The sequence below is a fragment of the Microbacterium hydrocarbonoxydans genome, assembly GCF_023715885.1.
Taxonomy (GTDB): Bacteria; Actinomycetota; Actinomycetes; order Actinomycetales; family Microbacteriaceae; genus Microbacterium; species Microbacterium hydrocarbonoxydans_C.
Genome location: NZ_JAMBOY010000006.1, coordinates 109,667 through 132,721, shown reverse-complemented (window position 1 = coordinate 132,721; position 23,055 = coordinate 109,667). Strand labels below are relative to the sequence as shown.

Below are 23,055 nucleotides of genomic sequence, written 5' to 3'. Positions count from 1 at the left end.
CGGCGCGCCGCGCGCCTGGAGATGTCATGATCGCCCTGTCGCTAGCTGAGATCGCCGCCGTCCTGGGGGGCGATCTGCGACTCGCGGGAGCCGCCACGGCCGAGACCGTGGTGGACGGCGTCGTCGACACCGACTCGCGGAACATGGGTCCCGGCTCGATCTTCGTCGCGAAGCCCGGCACCGCGACCGATGGTCACAACTTCGTCGGATCGGCTCTCGCGTCCGGCGCCGCGCTCGCGATCGTCGAGCGGCAGATCGACGTGGAGATCACCCAGATCGTCGTTCCGGACGCGGTTCGCGCGCTGGCAGACCTCGCCCGAGAAGTCGTCGCGCGGGTCCGTGCTGCCGGTTCGCTGAAGATCGTCGGCATCACCGGATCGAACGGCAAGACCACGACCAAGAACTTCCTCGCTCGGATCCTGTCGGACGAGGGAGCCACCGTGGCTCCCATCAACTCGTACAACAACGAGGTCGGCGCCCCGGTCACCATGCTGCGCGTCACGTACGACACGCGCTTCCTCGTCAGCGAGTTCGGAGCGGACGCGCCCGGCAGCATCGCCCATCTCGCCGGGCTGGTGGAACCGGACGTCGTCGTCGTGCTCATGGTCGGGCTGGCGCACGCCGGCGGTTTCGGCGGCATCGAGGCCACGGCGAAGGCGAAGTCGGAACTCGTCGCGGCGGCCACCCCGACCGGAACGGCCGTGCTGAACATCGACGATCCACGGGTCGCGGCGATGCGTGAGCTCGCCGAGTCGCGGGGGATGAGCGTCGTCGGGTTCGGTCAGGGCACTGCGGCGCAGGTGCGGGCCGAGGGACTCGAGGTGACGGCATCCGGTACCTCGTGTGTGATCGAGGCAGCCGGGGCGCGGGTGCCGCTGCACCTCCGCGTCCTCGGAGCGCACCACATCAACAACGCCCTCGCGGCCATCGCCGCCGCCGGGGTACTCGGCGTCTCGACGGCGGATGCCGTCGAGCGACTCGAGACCGTGGAGATCGCCGAGCGCTGGCGCATGCAGCCACTCGGCAACGACCGTGTCCGCATCATCAACGACGCCTACAACGCGAGCCCCGACTCGATGGCGGCAGCCCTGCGCACGCTGGCGCAGATCACCGGCCCCGACGAGCGCACGGTGGCCGTGCTCGGCGCGATGAGCGAGCTCGGCGAGAGTGCCGGCGAAGAGCACGACCGCATCGGCCTGCTCGCCGTGCGTCTCAACATCCAACGCATCGTGGTGGTCGGGCCGGAAGCGCGCCGCCTCTACATCTCCGCGATCGGCGAAGGGTCGTGGGACAGCGAAGCCGTCTTCTTCCCCGATCAGGACGCGGCTTTCGACTATCTGCGCGAGGAGCTCCGTGACGGCGACCGCGTGCTCGTGAAGTCCTCCAATTCGGTCGGGCTCCGGCACCTCGGTGATCGTCTGGGAGAATTGTTCTCGTGAGGTCACTCATCATGGCGGCGGCCATCTCGCTCGCCTTCACTCTCTTCCTGACTCCCGTCTTCCTCCGGCTCTTCCGCAAGTGGGGATGGGGTCAGGTCATCCGCACCCCCGAAGCGCTCGAGAATCCGAGCCACGAGGCGAAGCGCGGCACCCCGACGATGGGCGGGGTCATCTTCATCGCCGGCACCATGGTCGGATACTTCACCGGCGTCCTCGTCGGCGGAGGCACACCAGCGCTGTCGGCGATCCTCGTCATCTGGCTCATGGTGGGCTTCGGCGCCGTCGGCTTCATCGACGACTACATGAAGGTGCGCAGCCAGCGCAGCCTCGGTCTCTCCGGATGGCGCAAGATCATCGGGCAGCTGATCGTCATGATCCCGTTCGGCATCGTCGCCCTCAACTTCCCGAACAAGTTCGACCAGACGCCCGCCTCGGGATCCATCTCGCTCTTCCGCGATATCCCGTGGCTGAACCTGTTCGCGTTCACCGTCGTCGTCGGCTGGGTCCTCTACCTGCTGTGGATCTCGATCATCGGCGTCGCGACCTCGAACAGCGTGAACCTCACCGACGGACTCGACGGCCTCGCCGCCGGGGCCGGCGTGATCGTCGTCGGCGCCTACAGCCTCATCGCCTTCTGGCAGTTCAAGCAGTCGTGCGTCGGCGAGGGGGTCGAGAAGGCGGCGATCGGCGGATGCTACGAGGTGCGCGATCCGTTCAGCCTCGCCATCGTCGCCGCATCCTTCGCCGCCAGCCTCATCGGCTTCCTGTGGTGGAACGCCCCCAAGGCCAAGGTCTTCATGGGCGACGTCGGCTCGATGGCCATCGGCGGCGTCATCACCGCCATGGCGATCCTCACGCGCACGGAGCTGCTGCTGCTCGTGATCGCCGGCGTGTTCGTGCTCGCCTCGGGCTCCGTCATCCTGCAGCGCGCCTACTTCAAGATCACCCGCGGCAAGCGGCTCTTCCTCATGAGCCCCTTCCACCACCATCTCGAGATGCGCGGGTGGTCCGAGGTGACGATCGTGGTGCGGATGTGGATCATCGCCGGACTCCTCGCCGTGTCCGCGGTCGGCCTCTTCTACGTGGAATGGCTGACCCGTGTCGACTGAGTCCCGGCTGGCGTCGCTCACCAGTTGGAACGCCGACTGGGCCGGCCTCCGGGTCGCGGTGCTCGGCCTGTCCACGACGGGGTTCTCGGTCGCCGACACCCTCACGGAGCTCGGCGCCGAGGTGCTCGTGCTCAGCGAATCGGCGGATGAGGAGTACGCGAAGCTCGTCCCCGTCGTCGGCGCGCGGCTGGAGCTCGGTTCGCTGAGCGACGTGCCGCAGACGCTCGTCGACTTCGACGCGGAGGTCGTGATCGCCTCGCCAGGGTTCGCGCCCTCGCACCCCGTCATCCGCTGGGTGCAGGAATCGGGCATCGCCCTGTGGGGCGACGTCGAACTGGCCTGGCGGGTTCGCGACAAGGTCGTGCGCGCCGACGGAACCCCGGCCGACTGGGTGCTCATCACGGGCACGAACGGCAAGACCACCACCACTCAGCTCACCGCGAGTCTGCTCGTCGAGGGCGGTCTGCGCGCGGCGCCGTGCGGCAACATCGGCGTGCCGGTGCTGGATGCCGTGCGCGACCCCTCCGGCTTCGACGTGCTGGTCGTCGAGCTGTCGAGTCATCAGCTCTGGTACCTCGGCCTCGCAGAGCCCGAGGGCGAGCTGTACCCGCATTCCTCCGTCTGCCTGAACCTCGCCGACGACCACCTCGTCTGGCACGGCAGCGCCCGCGCCTACCGCGACGCGAAGGCGCTCGTCTACCGCAACACCCGCGTCGCCTGCGTGTACAACAAGGGCGATGAGGCGACCCGTCTGATGGTGGAGGACGCCGAGGTCGTCGAGGGGGCGCGCGCTATCGGCTTCGATCTCGGCATCCCCGGACCCAGCGATCTCGGCGTCGTCGAGGGACTCCTGGTCGATCGCGCGTTCCTCGACGATCGCGCACGCAGCGCGCTCGAGCTCACGACCGTCGCGGATCTCGAGACCGCCGGGCTCAGCGCGCCGCACATCGTGCAGAACATCCTCGCGGCGAGTGCGCTCGCGCGGTCGCTCGACGTCGCCCCCGAGGCGATCCACGACGCTCTCCAGAGCTTCCGTCTCGATGCCCATCGCATCCAGGTCGTCGCCCGCCATGCCGGCATCACCTGGGTCGACGATTCGAAGGCGACGAACCCGCACGCCGCGGCCTCGTCGCTGCGCGCATACCCTGGAGCCGTGTGGGTGGTCGGCGGGGACCTGAAGGGCGTCGACATCGCCGACCTGGTCGCCACCGCCGGCGCGTCCGCCCGCGCAGCAGTCATCATCGGCGTCGAGCGCTCCGAGGTCGTGACGGCATTCGAGCGACACGCGCCGACGGTGCCCGTGTTCGAGGTGGATGCTGGCGAGACTGGTGAGGTCATGAACCGCGTGGTGGAGATCGCTGCGGGGATCGTCGACGGCGAGGGCACGGTGCTGCTGGCTCCCGCGGCGGCATCCTTCGATCAGTTCACGAGCTACGCGGATCGGGGCCGCCGCTTCGCCGAAGCGGTGCAGGACTGGATCGACCGGGGGAGCGCCGATGACACAGGTCGCACGCCCCCCGCGCTCTGAGTCGGGATCCTCGGGCGGCCTCGCGGCGCGCGTCTCGCTCGGTCGCCGCTTCACCCCGCTCTCGACCGAGTTCCTCATGATCGCCTCTGCGGCGCTGCTGCTGACGATCTTCGGGCTCGTGATGGTGCTGTCCGCGACGAGCGCCACCGCCGTCTCCCGAGGCGAGAACCCGATGGATGGCGCTCTGCGGCAGGGCGTGTTCGCGGTGCTCGGCGTTCCGTTGATGTTCCTCATCTCGAGGATGCCGGTCCGCTTCCTCAAGCGCATGGCTTGGCCGGCGCTGTTCGGCGCGATCGCGCTGCAGCTGCTCGTCTTCACCCCCCTCGGCATCGAGGACGGCGGAAACCGGAACTGGATCAAGATCGCCGGCTTCACCCTGCAGCCCTCGGAGTTCCTCAAGCTCGCGCTCGCGCTGTGGATCGGCTACGTGCTGATGCGCAAGCAGACGATGCTCGGCACGTGGCACCAGGTCTTCATCCCCGTCGTGCCCGTCGGCGCGCTCGCGATCGGCACCGTCCTCGCCGGCAAGGACCTCGGTACAGCCATGGTGCTCGTGCTCGTCCTCCTGGGCTGCCTGTTCTTCTCGGGAGTGAAGCTACGGCTCTTCATCCTCCCGGTGCTGCTCGGCATCGCCTCGGTGATCGCCCTTGCGGTGACCAGCCCCGACCGGATGCGGCGCATCACCGCGACGTGCTCGGACATGTCCGCCTACACCGGCGACTGCTACCAGTCGATCCACGGGATCTGGGGCATGGCCTCTGGCGGCGTGTTCGGCGTCGGCCTCGGCAACTCGCAGGAGAAGTACGGCTGGCTGCCCGCGGCGGGCAACGACTTCATCTTCGCGATCGTGGGGGAGGAGCTCGGCCTCATCGGCTGCGTGGTCGTGCTCGCGCTCTTCACACTGTTCACGGTCGGTGCCTTCCACATCATCCGCAAGACCGCCGACCCGTTCATCCGCATCGCCGCCGGCGGCGTCACGGTGTGGATCACGGGCCAGGCCGTCCTGAACATCGGCGTCGTCATCGGGGTGTTCCCGGTCATGGGCGTGCCGCTGCCCTTCATGTCGCAGGGAGGAACGGCGCTGCTCGCCGTGCTCATCGCCTGCGGCGTGCTCCTCGCCTTCGCCAGGACGATCCCCGCTGCTGAGACGCGCGCTGCTGAGCGGGCAGGCTCGCCGGGGCGGGCGCCCTCGGCTGGACGGGGGCCCTCGGCCGGGCGGGGTAGGGTCTCTCGGTGACCACATACCTTCTCGCCGGCGGGGGAACCGCCGGTCACGTCAACCCTCTGCTCGCCGTCGCCGACGGCCTGCGGTCCCGCGACACGGACGCGGCGGTGCTTGTGCTCGGCACGGCGGAGGGACTGGAGTCCCGACTGGTGCCCGCCCGCGGCTACGAGCTCCTCGTGGTCGACAAGGTGCCGTTCCCGCGGCGTCCCGACGCGCAGGCCGCGCGGTTCCCGCTGCGGTTCCGTCGAGCGGTCGCCCAGGTGCGCGACCACATCCGCGCTCACGGCGTCGATGTGGTCGTCGGATTCGGCGGCTACGCCTCGGCGCCCGCCTACGTCGCCGCGCGTCGCGAGCGGGTCCCGTTCGTCGTGCACGAGGCGAACGCGCGCCCCGGCCTCGCGAACGTGCTCGGCGCTCGTCGTGCCGCCGCGACCGGTCTGGCCTTCGCAGGCACGCCGCTGCGCGGCGGCGAAGTCGTCGGAATGCCCCTGCGGCGAGAGGTCATCGAGCTCGATCGTGCAGCGGCGCGCGACGAGGCGGCCGCGCATTTCGGACTGGATGCGTCGCGGCCCGTGCTGCTCGTCTTCGGCGGATCGCTCGGCGCCCAGCGCCTCAACGACGCTCTGGCCGATTCGTGGGGCGATGTGCTCGCGGCGGGGTGGCAGCTGCTGCATGTCACGGGTGAACGCAGCGATCTCGCCGATCCCGGCGTTCCCGGCTACGCGCTCGTGCGGTACGTCGACCGCATGGACCTCGCGTTCGCCCTGGCGGATCTCATCGTGTCGCGCTCCGGAGCCGCCACCGTCAGCGAGATCAGCGCCCTCGGCATCCCCGCTCTGTACGTGCCGTACTCGGTCGGCAACGGAGAGCAACGCCTGAACGCCGCCACCGCGGTCGCCGCCGGCGCTGCGAAGCTCCTCGACGACGCGACGTTCGACGGCGACGCCGTGCGACGGATCGTCGTCCCGCTCCTGGGCGATCCCGACCGCCTCGCCGCCATGTCGGCGGCTGCGTCGACGGTCGGGACCCGCAGCGGCACGGAGAACCTCATCGCGCTCGTCGACCGCGCTCTCGCCTCCGTGTGACCGGCGTCGCACTGCGCCGCTCCGTCCGACCCGAAAAGTAGACTGAACCCGACATGATCAGACCTGACCTCTCCCTCCCGATCCCCGAGTCGATCTCCTCCGCGCACTTCATCGGCATCGGCGGATCCGGCATGAGCGGCCTTGCGCGCATGTTCCTCGACGCGGGCATCCGCGTCTCCGGCAGCGACCGGGCCGACAGCGACAACCTGCGCGCCCTGGCCGCCGCGGGGGCGACCGTCCACGTCGGACACGACGCCGCACATCTGGGCGACGCCGACACGGTCGTGCACACCGGAGCGATCTGGCCCGAGAACCCGGAGTTCGTCACGGCGAAGGAGCGCGGCCTGCACGTCATCCACCGCTCGCAGGCGTTGCACTGGCTGATCGGCTCCCGCCGTCTCGTGTCGGTCGCCGGAGCCCACGGCAAGACGACCTCGACCGGCATGATCGTGACGGCGCTCCAGGAGCTGGGCGCCGACCCGAACTTCGTGAACGGTGGCGTGATCGAGCAGCTCGGAGTCTCGAGCGCCTCAGGCTCGGGCGAGCTGTTCGTGATCGAGGCCGACGAGTCGGACGGCACGTTCCTGCTCTACGACACCGCCGTCGCCCTCATCACCAACGTCGACCCCGACCACCTCGACCACTACGGATCGGACGAGGCATTCCACGACGCGTTCGTGCGCTTCGCGGACGCGGCGACGGAGGCCGTCGTCATCTCGAGCGACGACGCGGGCGCGCTGCGCGTGGGTGCGGGTCTCTCGCACCCGAACGTCGTGACCTTCGGCCAGGCCGAGGTCTCCGATCTCCGCATCACCGACATCGTCGCCGCGGGCCCGGTGGCCGCGACCCTCACGCACGGCGACGAGAGCGTCCGCCTGCAGTTGGCCGTGCCGGGCGTGCACAACGCCGTGAATGCGGCGGGTGCCGTCGCCGTGCTTCGAGCCCTGGGATTCGGACTCGAGGAGTCGGCGCGAGCCGTCGAGGGTTTCGCCGGCACCGTTCGACGCCTCGAGAAGCACGGCGTCGAGCGAGGGGTCGCGGTCTTCGACGACTACTCTCACCACCCCACCGAGGTGCGCGCGGCGCTCGAGGCGATGCGGTCGATCTCCGGTGACGGACGCATCATCGCGATCCAGCAGCCGCACACCTACTCGCGCACGCAGCACATGTTCCGCGAGTTCGCCGACGTGCTCGAGACGTATGCCGATCACACGGTGATGCTCGACGTGTACGGCGCCCGGGAGGACCCGGTCCCCGGGGTCACCGGCGAACTGGTGAGCGGCGCGTTCCGCGACCCGTCCCATGTGCACTACGTCGCCGACTGGCAGCAGGCTGCCGACTACACCGCATCCGTCGCCCGAGAGGGCGATTACGTGATCACGCTGGGGTGCGGCAACGTCTACCAGATCATCCCGCAGGTGCTCGAGTCGCTGCGGACCACCGAGGCGTAGCGCATGCGCCGCCCGCCCCCGCTCCCGACGCCTGCCGGTGAATCCGCGGAGAACGCGCCCGCGCGACGTCGCCCGAACACCGCGGCCGGACAGGGCGTCGTCGAACGAGGCGGAGCGGCACCGGGGACGATCTCGGAGATCCCTCTGACGGAGGCCGTCGATGACGACCGGGAGATGTCTGCGCGTGACGTCTGGCGTGCCGCGCGAGCGCGGCGGAAGGCGCTTCGTGCGGAGATCCGGCGGTTCACGCAGCGGTCCCGTCGCCGCAGGATCGTCTGGCTGAGCGTGGTCGGGGCCGCTGTGCTGGTCGTGGGCGGGAGCGTCGCCGCGGCGTACAGTCCGCTGTTCGCCGTCGAGAAGATCACCGTGGTCGGCGCGACGACGCTCGACCCCGCCAGCCTCGAGGCCGCGCTCGCGGATCAGCTGGGCACCCCGCTCGCGCTCGTGGATTCGAGCGAGGTCAAGGCATCGCTGCTCGCGTTCCCGCTCATAGAGACCTACGCGCTCGAGGCGAAACCGCCGCACGACCTCACGGTGCGCATCGTCGAGCGCACTCCCGTCGGAGTCATGCGCTCCGACGCGGGGTACACGCTGGTGGATGCCGCGGGCGTCGCGCTGTCGACGACCTCCGACCAGCCGGCGGGTCAGCCGATCCTCAACATCACCGGAGGCACCGACTCCGCCACGTTCGAGTCTGCGGGGCTCGTGGTGCGCTCGGTCCCGGCGGATCTGCGGGCGGCGCTCACCGACGTCACGGCGACGACGCCCGACGACGTCACTCTGACGCTGAGCACAGGCTTGACGATCGTGTGGGGCAACTCCGAGAACTCGCCTCTGAAGAGCGAGGTCCTCGCGAAGACGCTGCTCTCCGTGCCGGGGGCGTCGTCGATCGACGTGACCTCGCCGCACGCGGTCGTCGTGGGCTGAGTTCGCGCGGCAAACACACGACACGCCCGTGTCGCTGCGCGCGCGCACCCATGCGGCGCTTACCTTCGAACAAGAGAAACCATTGCCGGGAAATACTTTACACCTCTAGTTGAGGTTTAAGGTTCAACCGGCGGGGGTGGCTCTCCATCGAACAGGCTCGATTATTCGGAGGCCGGCCATGAGCCAGAACCAGAACTACCTCGCCGTGATCAAGGTCGTCGGCGTCGGCGGTGGCGGCGTCAACGCCGTCAACCGCATGATCGAACTCGGTCTCCGCGGAGTCGAGTTCATCGCCGTGAACACCGACGCCCAGGCGCTCCTCATGAGCGACGCGGACGTCAAGCTCGACGTGGGCCGCGAGCTCACGCGCGGACTCGGTGCCGGCGCCGACCCCGAGGTTGGCCGTCGCGCCGCCGAGGACCACGCCGAGGAGATCGAGCAGGCGCTCACCGGTGCCGACATGGTCTTCGTCACCGCGGGTGAGGGAGGCGGCACCGGCACCGGCGGCGCCCCCGTGGTCGCCCGTATCGCGAAGTCGATCGGCGCTCTGACCATCGGTGTCGTCACCAAGCCGTTCTCCTTCGAGGGTCGTCGTCGCCAGAGCCAGGCCGAGGCCGGTGTCTCCAAGCTCAAGGAAGAGGTCGACACCCTCATCGTGGTGCCGAATGACCGACTGCTGGAGATCAGCGACCGCGGCATCTCGATGATCGAGGCGTTCGCCACGGCCGACCAGGTGCTCCTCGCCGGTGTGCAGGGCATCACAGACCTCATCACGACCCCCGGTCTCATCAACCTCGACTTCGCCGACGTGAAGTCCGTCATGCAGGGTGCGGGTTCCGCGCTCATGGGCATCGGATCCGCGCGGGGCGCTGATCGGGCGATCAAGGCCGCCGAGCTCGCGGTCGAGTCCCCGCTGCTCGAGGCGAGCATCGAGGGAGCGCACGGTGTGCTGCTGTCGATCCAGGGTGGGTCGAACCTCGGCATCTTCGAGATCCACGACGCCGCCGACCTCGTCAAGGAGGCCGCGCACCCCGAGGCGAACATCATCTTCGGTACGGTCATCGACGACACCCTCGGCGACGAGGTGCGCGTCACGGTGATCGCGGCCGGATTCGACGGTGGCGAGCCCTCGCTGCGCCTCGACCCGATGGTGGTCACGCGGCCGGCTGCGGCCAGCACGCTGCCCGAGGTGACGCTCTCGAAGGACGAGGAGAGCGCGCCCGCCGCATCCGAGCAGGCCGAGAAGAACGAGCCGGCTCCGCAGCGCGTCACCGCGACGAGCATCGAGCCGGCGTTCGCAGACGACGACATCGACATCCCCGAATTCCTGAAGTGACCGACCTGGCGGCACGGCTGTCGGCGATCGATGAGCGGATCGCCGACGCCGCGCGCCTGGCCGGCCGCGACCCGCAGGAGATCACGCGGATCGTCGTCACCAAGTTCCACCCCGCACCGCTCGTTCGGGAGCTTGCGTCTCTCGGCGTGACTGATGTGGGGGAGAATCGGCAACAGGAACTCTCTGCGAAGACGGCCGAGCTCGAGGGTGTCGGCGTCCGGTGGCACTTCATCGGACAGGCGCAGACCAACAAGGCGGCCGCGATCAGACGGAGCGCGGATGCTGTGCACTCCGTCGACCGCGAGCGCCTCGCCGACGCGCTGCACGGGGCGGCGGAGGATGACGGCATCCTCGACGTCCTGGTCCAGGTGAATCTCACAGACGACCCCGGGCGCGGCGGCGTCGCGCCCGATGCGGCGCGCGCGCTGGCGGAGCACGTGCTCTCCCTGCCCACCCTGCGATTGCGCGGGGTCATGGCCGTTGCGCCCCTGGACGAGGACCCTGCCCCGGCCTTCGCGCGGCTGCGTGCGATCTCCGACGATGTCCGGACAGTCGACCCTTCAGCTGCGTGGATCTCCGCCGGGATGACCGGCGACTTCGTCGAGGCGATCTCTGCGGGTGCGACACACCTTCGGATCGGCTCCGCAATCACAGGACCCCGCCCCGACCGGGGTTAACCTCTAAGCAAGACCAGCCCGACACGTTCGAACCGGAGGACACGATGGGTAACCCGCTGAAGAAGACCATGGTGTATCTCGGCCTCGCCGACGAGGAAGAGGTCTACGAGGAGGAGCAGCAGGCCCCGGCCCGTGCCCACCGAGAGCGTGACCGCGAACGCGACGAGCCGGCCCCCGCCCCGATCACCCCGCTGCGTCGTCCCGTCGCGGTGCGACAGCCCGCAGGAGGGGCAGTGAACGAGATTCTCACCGTGCACCCCAAGCAGTACCGCGATGCGCAGCTCATCGCCGAGAGCTTCCGCGAGGGCGTGCCGGTCATCATCAACCTCTCGCAGATGAGCGATGCGGACGCCCGCCGGCTGATCGACTTCGCCTCCGGTCTCTCGCTGGGCCTCTACGGCCGCATCGAGCGCGTGACCTCGAAGGTGTTCCTCCTCTCGCCGGAGAACATCAACATCTCGGGTCACGGGGGCATCGCGCACGCGGACGCGGAGTCCGCGGGCTTCGACCAGTCGTAACCCGTGGGGCTCGTCTCCGTCTTCGCGAGCATCGTCCACACGGCGCTGCTGCTGTACCTGCTCGTCCTCTTCGCGCGGTTGATCCTCGACTACATCCCGATGTTCAACCGCGAGTGGCGTCCCAAGGGCGCCGGACTCGTCGCCGCAGAGATCGTCTACACGATCACCGATCCGCCCATCCGGTTCTTCCGGCGGATCATCCCCCCGCTGCGGATCGGCTCGCTGTCTCTGGACTTCGGATTCTCGCTGACCATCCTGATCGTGCTGATCCTCATGAACATCGTGGGCATCTTCCGCTGACACCGGGCGAGTTCCCCAGGGTCGGGTGTCGCGGCATCGCGGCGGACAGACTCGGGGACTATGCTTGGCTCCCAGGTGCGCGCCCCGGGTTCGCGCCACATCACGACCGCGCCATTCTCGAAACTGGCAACCGAACTCATCGAAGGAGCCACCATGGCACTTACCCCGGATGACGTCGTCACCAAGCAGTTCCAGCACGTCCGCTTCAAGGACGGCTTCGACCCGGACGAGGTCGACGACTTCCTCGACGAGATCGTCATCGAGTGGCGCAAGGCCCTCGAGGAGAACGCCGAGCTGAAGGCGAAGCTGGCCGCGTACGAGTCGGGTGCCGCCCCGGCCGCCGCTCCCGCTCCTGCTGCCGAAGCGCCCGCTGCTCCGGCGCCCGTCGAGACGCCCGCCGAGCCGGCTCCCTCGGGCTCTGCGACCGCCACCGCCGGCATCATCGAGCTCGCGCAGCGCCTGCACGACGAGCACGTCGCCGAGGGTGAGGCCAAGCGCGCCCAGCTCATCGCCGAAGCGGAGGGCGAGGTCAACCGCATCCGCTCTGAGGCCGAGGCCAAGCAGCGCGAGGAGTCCGCACGCCTCGAGCGCGAGCGCAACACGCTCGAAGCCCGCATCACCGAGCTCCGCAACTTCGAGCGCGACTACCGTTCGCAGCTGCGCGGCTACATCGAGGGTCAGCTCCGTGACCTCGACGAGAAGTCGGCGTCGACGGACTCGACCCCGGTCTCCGCGATCGGACTGTAGGTCGTCCTCTTGCCAGGACGCCGTCCTCTTCGTCGGTCGGCGGCCGGCGCGATCGTTGCGATTCTCGCAGCCGTCGTGCTGGCCGCCGATCAGTTTGTGAAGTACCTCACCATCGAGAACCTGCCCCTGCAGGAGCCGGTGCCCGTGCTCGGTGAGTTCCTTCAGCTGTACTACGTCCGCAATCCCGGTGCCGCATTCTCGCTGGGCTCGGACGTCACCTGGATCTTCACGATCGCCCTCGCGGTGGTCGCCGGCGTGATCGTGTGGAAGGCCTTCGGCCTCCGCTCGCGCCTCTGGGCCGTGGTGCTGGGCGGGCTCCTGGGCGGCGTGCTCGGCAACCTCACCGACCGGCTCTTCCGCGACCCCGGCTTCCCCATGGGGCATGTGGTCGACATGATCTCGATGCCGTGGATGATGCCGGCGATCTTCAACGTCGCCGACATCTTCATCGTCACGGGCATGATCTCCGTCGCGCTGCTCGTCGTGTTCGGTCTGCGATTCGACGGCTCGCGCGAGCGCGACCACGCGGTCGTCGAGACCGACGAAGAAGCGGAGGCCGTGGCTGTGGCTGAGGCGGTCGTACACGACAGGGCCGACTCCGATGATTCGGCTAGCGACGCGGCGGGGTCTTCCTCCGGCCCCGCGACTGCCGACGGGCGCTGATCGTGGAGTTCCGGACCCTTCCCGTCCCCGACGGGCTGGATGGAGTGCGCGTCGACGCGGCGCTGGCCAAGATGCTGGGGTTCTCCCGCACGTTCGCGGCCGATGTGGCCGCGGCGGGCGGGGTGCGTCTCGACGGCACCACCCTCGACAAGTCGGACCGTCTTCGCGGCGGTGGCTGGCTCGAGGTTGAATGGCAGCCGAAGGAAGAGCCGCGCATCGTACCGATCGCGGTCCCCGAGCTCGGCATCGTCCACGACGACGACGACATCGTCGTGGTCGACAAGCCGACCGGCGTCGCCGCCCATCCTTCGCTCGGCTGGGACGGTCCGACCGTGGTCGGCGCCCTGGCGGCGGCCGGGTTCAGGGTGGCGACCAGCGGCGCTCCGGAGCGGCAGGGCGTCGTGCACCGGCTCGACGTCGGAACCAGCGGTCTCATGGTGGTCGCGAAGACGGAGGCCGCCTACACGGCCCTCAAACGTGCCTTCAAGGAACGCACCGTCGAGAAGATCTATCACGCGGTGGTACAGGGGCATCCCGACCCGCTGGTCGGCACGATCGACGCGCCGATCGGACGGCATCCGAATCACTCCTGGAAGTTCGCCGTCGTCCCCGACGGTAAACCGTCGGTGACCCACTACGAGACCCTCGAGGCGTTCCCGGGCGCTTCACTGCTCGAGATCCACCTCGAGACGGGGCGCACGCATCAGATCCGCGTGCACATGGCCGCTCACCGGCATCCGTGCGTGGGCGATCCGCTGTACGGAGCCGACCCGACCCTCTCCGCGCGCCTGGGCCTCACCCGCCAATGGCTGCATGCGCACCAGCTCGCCTTCACGCACCCGACCACGGGGGAGTGGGTGCAGTTCGAGTCCGCGTACCCCGCCGACTTCCGGCACGCTCTCGACGTGCTGCGCGCCGACTAGCCATCGCGATGTCGTCGGTGTACACCACACTGGGCACATGAGCATCCAGGTGCGACCGGCGACCGTGTTCGAGGATGTGACCACGCTCGTCGGACCCAAGAAGCCCACATCGAACGTGTGCTTCTGCCTGAGCTACCGCATCGGCAGCGTCGAGAACCAGTCACTCAGGGGTCCGGCGAGGGCGGCGCGCGTGCGCGAGCTGTGCCACCGGGACCCGCCGCCCGGCGTGATCGCCTACCTCGAAGACGAGCCCGTCGGCTGGGCGGCGCTGCATCCGAGGCGGGACACGAGTTTCGCCCGCAACCGGCTGATCCCGCACGTCGATGATCTCGACGTCTGGTCGCTCTGGTGCTTCCGGGTGCGTCCGGGATACCGGAAGCAGGGCATCTCGCACGCGCTGATCGACGGTGCCGTCGCTTACGCGCGCGATCGCGGTGCGCCAGCCGTCGAAGGGTATCCGGTCGACAACCGTGGCGAGAAGGTCGACCTCACGATGGCGTACGTCGGGACGCGCGCGCTCTTCGAAGCCGCCGGGTTCGAGAAGGCGGCCGAGACGGGCTCGGTACTGGACGGATTCCCCCGCGTCCTGATGCGGCTCGATCTGAGCTGAGCGCAACCCGTTCGAGGAGATTGGAGATTTAATGAACCACTTTCTCCTTCTGAGGCAATACATAGTGTGAGCACAGACAGCGAGATCATTCAGCGGTCGCTCGGGGCACCCCGAGCGTTCGCGGAACTCTTCGACAGACATGCCGGAGTGATAGCACGGTACGCCGCTCGACGCCTCGGAGCGGATGCCGGAGAGGACATCCTGAGCGAGACGTTCCTCGTCGCCTTCGCGCGCCGCACGGCATTCGATACGACATGGGACACCGCGCTGCCGTGGCTGTTCGGGATCGCCTCCCGTCTGATCAGGAAGCATCGGTCCACGGAGGCCAAGCACCTCCGGTCCAGTATCGAGTCTGCCCAGCGTGACGAGCACATCTCGCACGACGACCTGGAGACCACGATCGCCCGGCTGGATGCCGAGATCTCGACCCGCGAGCTCGCCCCGCGGATCGCATCGCTGTCGGCGAAGGATCGGGAGACGCTCCTGCTGTACGCCTGGGGGGACCTGACGTACGAGGAGGTCGCCGCGGCCCTCGGCGTTCCGGTGGGCACGGTGCGCTCCCGCATCAACCGCGTGCGCACCCGGTTGGATCCGCATCGCGGCGCCAGTCGCACCCGAATCGTGAAGCAGAAGGAAGGAGAAGTCGATGGACGTTTTCGAGCGCGTGCGTGAGGTCAACACGGGGGTGAGCATCACCGACGAGCGGATCGCCGGGGCGCGAGCCCGACTTCTCGAGGGCATCGACGCAGGCATGATGACCGCGCGCAAGCGCGTGAGTCGCCGGCCGATGTTCCTCATCGCGGGAGCCGTCGCGGGGGTCGCGGCGGCGACTGCAACGGTCATGGTGGTCGGTCAGCTCACGACGCCGGACCCTCGGGTGGAGGCGGTGCCCGCCAGGGACTCGGGCGCGCTGCCTGTGCCTGCGTCCTCACCGCTCCCGATGCCCACACCCACACCGGAGACCGCGGCACAAGTTCTGCGAGGCGCGGCGACGGCCGCGGAGTCCTATCAGGCACCCGCCCTCGCACCCGGACAGTATCTGCGCCAGGAATGGACGACGGAGGAGCTATATCTGTTCAACGAGAGCGTCGGCGAGAGCGAACCGGGAATGGGCGTCATCCGCACCACCGCCACGAGCGCTTGGACGATGCGGATATCGGGAACGAGCTACACCCCGGCTGACCTCTCTCAGGACGTGTACACCGAGACCGAGCCCGCAGACCTCGGTGCGTCTTTCGGTGACACCAGTGTTGCCGAAGAGCGGGGGCGCCAGCAGGTCGGGCGACTCGGGTTCGACTCGCCGATGTCCTTCTGGAGCCCACTCAGTCCACCGTTGGACGTCGAAGGAGTGTCCGACCTCGCGCAGTTCTACTCAGCCATGCCGCTGGAGTCCGCGGCGATGGTCGAATGGATACGCTCGCACCTCGGAGACGATGCACCGGGTTGGGTGGATGGAAAGGTGGGCTGGGTGATGATCAGGCTGCTCGCGCAGAATGCCGGACCCTCCGAAGCGCGGGCTGCGATCTATCGTGCGCTCGGCACTCTCCCGGGTTCCACCGTTGGCGAACTGCAGGGTGGCCAGCGGACCATCACCTTCGACTCCGCGCTGGCGTGGGACGGCGGCGAGTCGACCACGAGGTTCACCGTAACTGTGAACATGAAGACGGGTATCGTCACAAGCACAACCCACACCTCGGAACTCGGCGAAAGCGGCGTCGTGCCGGTCGACGTCCCGGATATCCGCACAACCTACTCGGAGCCTGTCGTCAGCGCGCTCCCCTGAGTGGGTCGGCGCGGCTCGCGACGCGATCCCGATGTCGGACGCCGAAAGTAGACTCGAACCATGGCATCCGACTCCTTCGTCCACCTCCATGTGCACAGCGAGTACTCGATGTTGGACGGTGCGGCGAAGATCGCCTCGATGACGCAGGCAGCCGCCGATTACGGGATGCCGGCGATCGCCGTCACCGACCACGGCAACACCTTCGCGGCGTTCGAGTTCTACAAGGCGGCGAAGGCCGCGGGCATCAAGCCCATCGTGGGCCTCGAGGCCTACGTGACGCCGGGGACCCACCGCAGCGACAAGTCGCGCGTGCAGTGGGGCTCGCCCGACCAGAAGAGCGACGACGTCTCGGGATCCGGCGCGTACACCCACATGACCATGTGGAGCGAGAGCACGCAGGGCATGCACAACCTGTTCCGGCTCAGCTCACTGTCGAGCATGGAGGGCTACTACTTCAAGCCCCGCATGGACCGCGAGCTGCTGCAGACCTACGGCAAGGGGCTGATCGCCACCACGGGATGCCCGTCGGGCGAGATCCAGACCCGACTGCGGCTCGGGCAGTACGACGCGGCGCGCGCGGCGGCCGCGGAGTTCCAGGACCTGTTCGGCAAGGAGAACTACTTCGCCGAGATCATGGATCACGGGCTCTCCATCGAGCGACGCGTCATGACCGACCTGATCCGGCTCGCGAAGGATCTGGGCATCCCGCTGGTGGGAACGAACGACTCGCACTACACGCACCAGCACGAGGCCGATGCGCACGAGGCGCTGCTCTGCGTGCAGTCGGGCTCGACGCTCGACGATCCGAACCGCTTCAAGTTCGACGGCGACGGGTACTACATCAAGACCGCCGCCGAGATGCGGCAGCTCTTCCGCGACCACCCCGAGGCCTGCGACAACACCCTCCTCATCGCCGAGCGCTGCGAGGTCGAGTTCAACACCTCCGCGAACTACATGCCGCGGTTCCCGGTTCCGGACGGTGAGACCGAGGACAGCTGGCTGATCAAGGAGGTCGAGGCCGGCCTGCACTACCGCTATCCCAACGGCATCCCCGACAAGGTGCGCAAGCAGGCGGAGTACGAGACGGGCATCATCCTGCAGATGGGGTTCCCCGGGTACTTCCTCGTCGTCGCCGACTTCATCAACTGGGCCAAGGACAACGGCATCCGCGTCGGTCCCGGCCGCGGATCCGGGGCGGGCTCCATGGTCGCGTACGCCATGAAGATCACCGACCTCGACCCGCTCGAGCACGGTCTCATCTTCGAGCGCTTCCTCAACCCCGATCGCGTCTCCATGCCCGACTTCGACGTCGACTTCGACGACCGTCGCCGCGGCGAGGTCATCGAGTACGTGACGAGGAAGTACGGCTCGGAGCGCGTCGCCCAGATCGTCACGTACGGCACGATCAAGTCCAAGCAAGCCCTCAAAGACGCCGGACGTGTTCTCGGGTTCCCGTTCAGCATGGGGGAGCGCCTCACGAAGGCCATGCCGCCGCCCGTCATGGGCAAGGACATGGAGCTCGGCGGCATGTTCGACTCCGCGCACCCGCGCTACAAGGAGGCGAGCGAGTTCCGCGCCCTCATCGAGACCGACCCCGAGGCGAAGACCGTCTTCGACCGGGCGCTCGGACTCGAGGGACTCAAGCGTCAGTGGGGCGTGCACGCCGCCGGCGTGATCATGTCGTCCGAGCCGTTGCTCGACATCATCCCCATCATGCGCCGCGAGCAGGACGGCCAGATCGTCACGCAGTTCGACTACCCGTCGTGCGAGTCGCTCGGTCTCATCAAGATGGACTTCCTGGGGCTCCGCAACCTCACGATCATCTCCGACGCGCTCGACAACATCCGCACCAACCGTGGCGAGGAGCTCGATCTCGAGCACCTCGCGCTCGACGACCGCGGAGCCTACGACCTTCTCGCCCGCGGCGACTCCCTCGGCGTGTTCCAGCTCGACGGCGGGCCGATGCGCTCTCTCATGCGACTGATGAAGCCCGACAACTTCGGTGACATCTCGGCCCTCATCGCGCTGTACCGCCCGGGTCCCATGGGGGCGAACTCCCATACCAACTACGCGCTGCGCAAGAACGGCATGCAGCCGATCACGCCGATCCACCCGGAGTTCACGGAGTCCCTGGCCGACATCCTTGAAGAGTCCTACGGTCTCATCATCTACCAGGAGCAGGTCATGGCCATCGCCCAGCGCGTGGCCGGGTTCTCTCTCGGCCAAGCAGACATCCTGCGGCGTGCCATGGGCAAGAAGAAGAAGTCCGAGCTCGACAAGCAGTTCGAGGGCTTCCAGGCCGGCATGCACGCCAACGGATACTCCGACGGAGCCGTGAACGCGCTCTGGGAGATCCTGCTGCCCTTCTCGGACTACGCCTTCAACAAAGCCCACTCCGCGGCGTACGGGGTCGTGTCGTACTGGACGGCCTACCTCAAAGCGCACTATCCCGCCGAGTACATGGCCGCGCTGCTCACCAGCGTGGGCGACTCCAAGGACAAGATGGCGCTGTACCTCAACGAGTGCCGACGGATGGGAATCAAGGTCCTGCCGCCCGACGTCTCCGAATCGATCAACTTCTTCGCCGCCGTCGGAGATGACATCCGCTTCGGACTGGGAGCCGTCCGCAACGTCGGCAGCAACGTGGTCGACGGAATCGTGCAAGCGCGTAAGGACGAGCGCTTCACCTCGTTCCACCACTTCCTCGACAAGGTCCCCCTGCACGTCTCGAACAAGCGGACGGTCGAGTCGCTCATCAAGGCCGGCGCGTTCGACTCCATGGGCGACACCCGTCGTGCGCTCATGGAGATACACGAGGATGCCGTCGAGGCGGCCGTCGACCGGAAGCGCAACGAGGCTCAGGGAGCCATCGGCTTCGACTTCGACAGTCTCTACGACGGCATGGAGGAAGCGGCGCCCGCGAAGGTCCCGGCGCGTCCCGAGTGGATCAAGAAGGACAAGCTCGCCTTCGAGAGGGAGATGCTCGGGCTGTACGTCTCCGATCACCCGCTCGCCGGCCTCGAAGTACCGCTCGCCAAGCATGCCTCCATCTCGATCCACGACCTCAACAACTCGGAGGATCTTCAAGACGGAGACCAGGTCACGGTGGCGGGGCTCGTCACGAGCGTGCAGCACCGCGTGGCCAAGGCCAGCGGCAACCCCTACGGCATGATCACGATCGAGGACTTCAACGGCGAGGTGACGGTCATGTTCATGGGGAAGACCTACACCGAGTTCCAGCACACCCTTCAGCAGGACTCCATCCTCGCGGTCCGCGGCCGGGTGTCGCGGCGAGACGACGGCTTGAACCTGCATGCCCAGTCGGCGTTCGCTCCCGACGTGGGATCGTTCGATGCTGCCGGTCCACTGTCGCTCGTGCTCGCCGAGCAGCGTGCGACAGAGCGGGTCATGCAGGAGCTCGCCGACGTGCTGCGACGGCATAACGGCGACACCGAGGTCGTGCTACGGGTTCATCGCGGGGGTACGGCGAAGGTGTTCGACGTGCCGATGCCGGTGAAGGTCTCGGCCGATCTCTTCGGCGACCTCAAGTCGCTGCTCGGACCGACCTGCCTGGGCTGACGACCTGTCATCGGGCGTCTCTCCCTGCACGCCTCCCCGGGGCACCGGGTAGGATCATGACCCGTTGGGTGCGAGGCGTCCGAACTCCGCACCGTGACGAAAGGACCACCCATGAGCGCGGAATCCCCCTTCCTGAACAGTGATCCCGCCGATGATGCGACGTCGGCACCCGCTTTCTCCCCGGCCGACGAGGACTTCTCCGACGACGACGGCGTACTGTACGACGAGGAGGTCACACCCGAATACGGCATCCTCGGATTCACCCTTCGGGAGCTGATCATCGTGGGCGCCTGGCTCGTTCTGTTCGTTCTGTCTTTCTTCCCGCTCGGCTGGTCGCCAGCCCTCTGGGCGCAGGGGATCTCGTGGATCCTGCCGATCGGCGTCCCGACCGTCGCCGTCTTCCTCCTCGTGCTCCGGCGCCTGTCGCCCGACGGCATCCGTCGTGTCGGGTCGCTCGGCATCGACCAGTTCGCCTCCGTGGCCTTCTCCGTCGCGGCCGTCTGGTGGGCGCAGGTTCTCTGGGACTACGTCGCGCTCGTCATCCGCGCCGACGTCGACGCGGTCGTCTGGGTCCCCTGGGTGCAGTTCATCGTCGCGCTCGCCCTCGTCGCGCTCACGGTGTTCGCCCCGCTGATCCCGGGGATCAAGGAGGACTTCCGCGGCCGCCTGGTGACCCTCGCTCACCGCAACGCGAATCCGGTCCGTCCGGTCATCGCACGTCCGCGGCCGGAGCGGCCCGAGCCGCCGGCTGCAGCGACGTCTGCCACCGGCTCAGACGAGACGGCGACGCCTGCTGGGTACGCTCCCGCCCCTTACCTCGCGCCGAACACACAGGTCACCGTTCCCGCGAGCGGGCTCGACACCGAGCTGACCGGGCAGCAGGCGACAGACGAGGTCGCGCGACTCGACGTGGCCGAGCAGGTCCCGCTGTCGTCGCACGCCTCGGGCGGGGGAACCGGTACCGAGCAGGCGACCAGCGACGAGACCTACACCCCGTCCTACTCCCGCAGCTCGTGGGAGCGCGAACCCGAAGTGGTGTCGGACACCGGCAGCATCGAGGCGATGCTTGGAGCCCGCGCGCAGGACGTCGATGCGGCACCGCAGACACACGCGTTCTCGGCGATCGACGAGGCCGACCTCGATGCGACCAACCCGCGTGACCCCGCCCCGGCCGCGCAGCCGTTCTGGATCCTCGCGCCGACCGAGCGCGATGTGCACGACGAGCTGGGCGAGCCGATCTTCCGCATCGGCCCGTCGGCGTGGGCGCTCGTGATCGAGGACCGCGGCGGTGCCTATGTCGTGCGCCATGACGACGGACGGATCGGGTATCTGCACGACATCGCTGACATCACGAAGGGCTGACCTTGCGCACGATCGATCTGCGGGGGCGCGAGCTCTCGCCCGCAGACATGCTCGCAGCCGTACCCCGGGCTGCTCAAGCGAGAGCCGAGGCTCTCGATACCGCCGCACGAATCGTCGATGACGTCCGCGAGCGCGGTGAGGCGGCGCTCCGCGAGCAGGCAGAGCGGTTCGACCGCGTCACCGGGCACGACCTCCGAGTGCCTGCCTCGCACATCGACGAGGCGTTGGCGGGACTCGAGCCCCAGGTGCGGGCTGCCCTGGAAGAGGCGATCCGCCGGGTCCGCACGGCTTCGGAGGCTCAGGTTCCGGCGCCCCGGGTCACGCGCATCGGGCCGGGGGCGACGATCACGCAGCGGTGGCAGCCCGTGCAGCGCGTCGGCGTCTACATTCCCGGCGGCAAGGCGGTCTACCCGTCGAGCGTCATCATGAACGTCGTCCCCGCCCAGGTGGCGGGCGTGGCGCAGATCGCGCTCGCGTCGCCGCCCCAGAGCGACCAGGACGGCCGCATCCACCCGACGATCCTCGCCGCCGCGGGGCTCCTCGGTGTGACCGAGGTCTACGCGATGGGCGGCGCGGGGGCGATCGGCGCCTTCGCGCACGGTGTCGCCGGTGTCGGGCTCGACCCGGTCGATGTCGTGTCGGGCCCCGGGAACAACTACGTCGCATCCGCGAAGCGCGCGGTCGCCGGAGTCGTCGGCACCGACTCGGAGGCAGGTGCCACCGAGATCCTCGTGGTGGCCGACGCCGAGGCGGACGCGCGCCTCATCGCCGCCGATCTCATCAGCCAGGCCGAGCACGACGAGCAGGCGTCGGCGGTCCTCGTCACCCACTCCGAGCAGCTCGCCGGCGCGGTGGCGCAGGAGGTCGAGAGGCAGGCGGCAGCGACCCGCCACGCGGCGAGGGTCGCCGCAGCCCTGTCCGGTCCGCAATCGGCGATCGTCCTGGTCGACGACCTCGCGATGGCGACTGCGTTCAGCAACGCCTACGCTCCGGAGCACCTCGAGCTGCACCTGACGGATGCCGAGTCGGCGTCGGACTCGTTCACCAGCGCGGGCGCCGTGTTCGTCGGCGATCAGACCCCGGTGAGCCTGGGCGACTACATGGCGGGCAGCAACCATGTGCTCCCGACGGGCGGTCAGGCGCGCTACGCGCCGGGACTCGGGGCGTACACGTTCCTCCGTCCGCAGCAGGTCATCACCTACGACCGCGATGCTCTCGCGGTCGTGCGTGCGGGCGTCGTCGCGCTCGCGAACACCGAAGTGCTGCCCGCGCACGGTGAGGCGATCGAGGCGCGGTTCACCGCGTAGGATCGGTCAGATGCACTGCCCCTTCTGCCGTCACCCCGACTCGCGTGTGATCGATTCGCGCACCAGCGACGACGGACTCTCCATCCGCCGTCGGCGTCAGTGTCCCGAATGCGGGGGACGCTTCACGACGACCGAGACGGCGAGCCTCAACGTCATCAAGCGCTCCGGCGTGATGGAGCCTTTCAGTCGCGAGAAGGTCATCTCGGGTGTCCGCAAGGCGTGCCAGGGCCGCCCCGTCACCGAGGCCGATCTGGCGATCCTCGCGCAGCGCGTCGAGGAGGCCGTCCGGCAGACGGGAGTCTCGCAGTTGGACACCAATGAGATCGGCCTCGCCATCCTGGGCCCGCTACGGGACCTCGACGAGGTCGCCTACCTGCGGTTCGCCAGCGTGTACCAGGCCTTCGACTCCCTCGACGATTTCGAGACCGCCATCACCGACCTCAGGGCCGACCACGCGAAGAGGGAGCCGGTCGACCGGTAACCTGG

The 23,055-nt window shown here is 68.4% G+C and carries 21 protein-coding genes; all 21 read left to right on the top strand.

Annotated elements, in window-relative coordinates:
• The first annotated feature begins 26 nt into the window (after positions 1–26).
• The 21 genes from M3195_RS15230 to nrdR all read left to right on the top strand — a co-directional run bounded on the left by M3195_RS15230 (position 27) and on the right by nrdR (position 23,050).
• On the top strand, positions 27–1,439 hold the full coding sequence (locus M3195_RS15230) for a UDP-N-acetylmuramoyl-tripeptide--D-alanyl-D-alanine ligase (RefSeq protein WP_251588828.1): 1,413 nt from the start codon (positions 27–29) through the stop codon (positions 1,437–1,439).
• Complete coding sequence (gene mraY, locus M3195_RS15225) at positions 1,436–2,548, top strand: phospho-N-acetylmuramoyl-pentapeptide-transferase (protein WP_251588827.1); 1,113 nt, start codon at positions 1,436–1,438, stop codon at positions 2,546–2,548. Before M3195_RS15230 ends, mraY begins: the two co-directional genes overlap by 4 nt.
• Positions 2,538–4,076 (top strand): UDP-N-acetylmuramoyl-L-alanine--D-glutamate ligase, encoded by a 1,539-nt coding sequence (gene murD, locus M3195_RS15220; RefSeq protein ID WP_251588825.1) that lies wholly within the window; start codon positions 2,538–2,540, stop codon positions 4,074–4,076. The genes mraY and murD overlap by 11 nt, the downstream gene beginning before the upstream one ends.
• Complete coding sequence (ftsW, locus tag M3195_RS15215) at positions 4,045–5,313, top strand: putative lipid II flippase FtsW (RefSeq protein ID WP_251588824.1); 1,269 nt, start codon at positions 4,045–4,047, stop codon at positions 5,311–5,313. Before murD ends, ftsW begins: the two co-directional genes overlap by 32 nt.
• A complete protein-coding gene (locus tag M3195_RS15210) occupies positions 5,310–6,386 on the top strand; it encodes a UDP-N-acetylglucosamine--N-acetylmuramyl-(pentapeptide) pyrophosphoryl-undecaprenol N-acetylglucosamine transferase (RefSeq protein ID WP_251588823.1) in 1,077 nt (358 codons plus the stop codon). The genes ftsW and M3195_RS15210 overlap by 4 nt, the downstream gene beginning before the upstream one ends.
• A 53-nt stretch (positions 6,387–6,439) precedes the next feature.
• Complete coding sequence (gene murC, locus M3195_RS15205; protein ID WP_251588822.1) at positions 6,440–7,837, top strand: UDP-N-acetylmuramate--L-alanine ligase; 1,398 nt, start codon at positions 6,440–6,442, stop codon at positions 7,835–7,837.
• 3 nt (positions 7,838–7,840) lie between these two features.
• Positions 7,841–8,764 carry an FtsQ-type POTRA domain-containing protein gene (locus tag M3195_RS15200; protein WP_251588821.1) on the top strand — a complete coding sequence of 308 codons (924 nt, stop codon included), beginning with the start codon at positions 7,841–7,843 and terminating at the stop codon, positions 8,762–8,764.
• A gap of 178 nt (positions 8,765–8,942) precedes the next feature.
• On the top strand, positions 8,943–10,100 hold the full coding sequence (gene ftsZ, locus M3195_RS15195) for a cell division protein FtsZ (RefSeq protein WP_251588820.1): 1,158 nt from the start codon (positions 8,943–8,945) through the stop codon (positions 10,098–10,100).
• Positions 10,097–10,777: a YggS family pyridoxal phosphate-dependent enzyme gene (locus M3195_RS15190; protein ID WP_251588819.1), complete on the top strand. Its 681-nt coding sequence runs from the start codon at positions 10,097–10,099 to the stop codon at positions 10,775–10,777. The genes ftsZ and M3195_RS15190 overlap by 4 nt, the downstream gene beginning before the upstream one ends.
• A gap of 44 nt (positions 10,778–10,821) precedes the next feature.
• The gene (locus M3195_RS15185; RefSeq protein ID WP_251588818.1) at positions 10,822–11,295 is read left to right on the top strand and encodes a cell division protein SepF; all 474 of its coding nucleotides are present in this window, start codon (positions 10,822–10,824) and stop codon (positions 11,293–11,295) included.
• Between the two features lie 3 nt (positions 11,296–11,298).
• Entirely contained in the window at positions 11,299–11,595 is a 297-nt protein-coding gene (locus tag M3195_RS15180; RefSeq protein WP_096715666.1) for a YggT family protein, read from the top strand.
• 153 nt (positions 11,596–11,748) lie between these two features.
• Positions 11,749–12,342 (top strand): DivIVA domain-containing protein, encoded by a 594-nt coding sequence (locus M3195_RS15175; RefSeq protein ID WP_251588817.1) that lies wholly within the window; start codon positions 11,749–11,751, stop codon positions 12,340–12,342.
• Between the two features lie 96 nt (positions 12,343–12,438).
• Positions 12,439–13,005: a signal peptidase II gene (locus M3195_RS15170; protein WP_251588816.1), complete on the top strand. Its 567-nt coding sequence runs from the start codon at positions 12,439–12,441 to the stop codon at positions 13,003–13,005.
• Between the two features lie 2 nt (positions 13,006–13,007).
• Positions 13,008–13,928 carry an RluA family pseudouridine synthase gene (locus M3195_RS15165; protein ID WP_251588815.1) on the top strand — a complete coding sequence of 307 codons (921 nt, stop codon included), beginning with the start codon at positions 13,008–13,010 and terminating at the stop codon, positions 13,926–13,928.
• Between the two features lie 37 nt (positions 13,929–13,965).
• Complete coding sequence (locus M3195_RS15160; protein ID WP_251588814.1) at positions 13,966–14,538, top strand: GNAT family N-acetyltransferase; 573 nt, start codon at positions 13,966–13,968, stop codon at positions 14,536–14,538.
• A gap of 66 nt (positions 14,539–14,604) precedes the next feature.
• A complete protein-coding gene (locus M3195_RS15155; protein WP_251588813.1) occupies positions 14,605–15,210 on the top strand; it encodes an RNA polymerase sigma factor in 606 nt (201 codons plus the stop codon).
• Entirely contained in the window at positions 15,185–16,321 is a 1,137-nt protein-coding gene (locus tag M3195_RS15150) for a hypothetical protein (RefSeq protein WP_251588811.1), read from the top strand. Before M3195_RS15155 ends, M3195_RS15150 begins: the two co-directional genes overlap by 26 nt.
• A gap of 60 nt (positions 16,322–16,381) precedes the next feature.
• A complete protein-coding gene (dnaE, locus tag M3195_RS15145) occupies positions 16,382–19,900 on the top strand; it encodes a DNA polymerase III subunit alpha (protein WP_251588810.1) in 3,519 nt (1,172 codons plus the stop codon).
• A gap of 111 nt (positions 19,901–20,011) precedes the next feature.
• Positions 20,012–21,262, top strand: a complete 1,251-nt coding sequence (locus tag M3195_RS15140) for a hypothetical protein (RefSeq protein ID WP_251588808.1) — start codon at positions 20,012–20,014, stop codon at positions 21,260–21,262.
• A gap of 2 nt (positions 21,263–21,264) precedes the next feature.
• Positions 21,265–22,569, top strand: coding sequence for a histidinol dehydrogenase (gene hisD, locus M3195_RS15135; protein ID WP_251588806.1), 1,305 nt, complete (start codon positions 21,265–21,267; stop codon positions 22,567–22,569).
• A 10-nt stretch (positions 22,570–22,579) separates the two neighbouring features.
• The gene (gene nrdR / locus M3195_RS15130; protein ID WP_251588804.1) at positions 22,580–23,050 is read left to right on the top strand and encodes a transcriptional regulator NrdR; all 471 of its coding nucleotides are present in this window, start codon (positions 22,580–22,582) and stop codon (positions 23,048–23,050) included.
• Positions 23,051–23,055: the final 5 nt, after the last annotated feature.

Bases quoted from the DNA above. Each gene is read 5' to 3' on its own strand.
- murC (WP_251588822.1), top strand. From the start codon at position 6,440: ATGATCAGACCTGACCTCTCCCTCCCGATCCCCGAGTCGATCTCCTCC.
- M3195_RS15140 (WP_251588808.1), top strand. From the start codon at position 20,012: ATGAGCGCGGAATCCCCCTTCCTGAACAGTGATCCCGCCGATGATGCG.
- M3195_RS15150 (WP_251588811.1), top strand. From the start codon at position 15,185: ATGGACGTTTTCGAGCGCGTGCGTGAGGTCAACACGGGGGTGAGCATC.
- M3195_RS15160 (WP_251588814.1), top strand. From the start codon at position 13,966: ATGAGCATCCAGGTGCGACCGGCGACCGTGTTCGAGGATGTGACCACG.
- M3195_RS15230 (WP_251588828.1), top strand. From the start codon at position 27: ATGATCGCCCTGTCGCTAGCTGAGATCGCCGCCGTCCTGGGGGGCGAT.
- M3195_RS15200 (WP_251588821.1), top strand. From the start codon at position 7,841: ATGCGCCGCCCGCCCCCGCTCCCGACGCCTGCCGGTGAATCCGCGGAG.
- nrdR (WP_251588804.1), top strand. From the start codon at position 22,580: ATGCACTGCCCCTTCTGCCGTCACCCCGACTCGCGTGTGATCGATTCG.
- dnaE (WP_251588810.1), top strand. From the start codon at position 16,382: ATGGCATCCGACTCCTTCGTCCACCTCCATGTGCACAGCGAGTACTCG.
- ftsW (WP_251588824.1), top strand. From the start codon at position 4,045: ATGACACAGGTCGCACGCCCCCCGCGCTCTGAGTCGGGATCCTCGGGC.
- M3195_RS15185 (WP_251588818.1), top strand. From the start codon at position 10,822: ATGGGTAACCCGCTGAAGAAGACCATGGTGTATCTCGGCCTCGCCGAC.
- M3195_RS15175 (WP_251588817.1), top strand. From the start codon at position 11,749: ATGGCACTTACCCCGGATGACGTCGTCACCAAGCAGTTCCAGCACGTC.
- ftsZ (WP_251588820.1), top strand. From the start codon at position 8,943: ATGAGCCAGAACCAGAACTACCTCGCCGTGATCAAGGTCGTCGGCGTC.